At 64.3% G+C, this 788-nt stretch carries 1 pseudogene; it reads right to left on the bottom strand.

The features are described 5' to 3' along the window. Positions 1 to 788, bottom strand: a pseudogene (locus AC1DKQ_RS22410) (pyruvate dehydrogenase (acetyl-transferring), homodimeric type); the annotation flags it as partial.

Genomic DNA, 788 nt, shown 5'->3' with positions numbered 1-788 from the left:
ATGATGAACCCGCGGGTCATCTGGTCGGCTGCTGCCCAGAAGGAATCGCCGGTGCGCTGGAACCCGAACATCGAGTAGAAGACGTAGACCGGGATGAGCGGTTCGCCGTGGGTGGCGTAGGACGTTCCGGCGGCGGTGAAGGCTGCCACAGAACCGGCCTCGTTGATGCCGGCGTGCACGATCTGGCCGGAGATGGACTCCTTGTACGCCAGGACGAGCTCGCGGTCCACGGAGAGGTAATTCTGGCCGTTCGGGTTGTAGATCTTCGCCGTCGGGAAGAACGCGTCCATGCCGAAGGTGCGGGCCTCATCCGGAATGATCGGCACAATCCGCTTGCCGAACTCCTTGTCCCGCATGAGGTCCTTGAGCAGGCGGACAAACGCCATGGTGGTGGCGGCGTGCTGCTTGCCGGAGCCGCGGTTCGCGACTTCGTATGCCTTCTCATCCGGGAGGGTGACGTCCACGTGCTTGGAGCGGCGTTCGGGGACGAATCCGCCGAGTTCCTTGCGGCGGCCCATGAGGTACTGGATTTCCGGGGAGTCCATGCCGGGGTGGTAGTACGGCGGGCGGTAGAGGTCCGCTTCGAGCTGGTCGTCCGTGATCGGGATGCGCAGGTGGTCGCGGAAGGCCTTGAGGTCGGCGAGGGTGAGTTTCTTCATCTGGTGGGTCGCGTTGCGGCCCTCGAAGTGCGTGCCCAGCCCGTAGCCCTTGACCGTGTGGGCCAGGATGACGGTGGGCTTGCCCTTGAACTCGGTGGCGGCCTTGTACGCGGCGTAGACCTTGTTGTA

Source organism: Arthrobacter sp. 05L421, from assembly GCF_056397785.1.
Note: the sequence above shows the minus strand (reverse complement) of the source record. Positions and strands in the feature narration are given on the sequence as shown.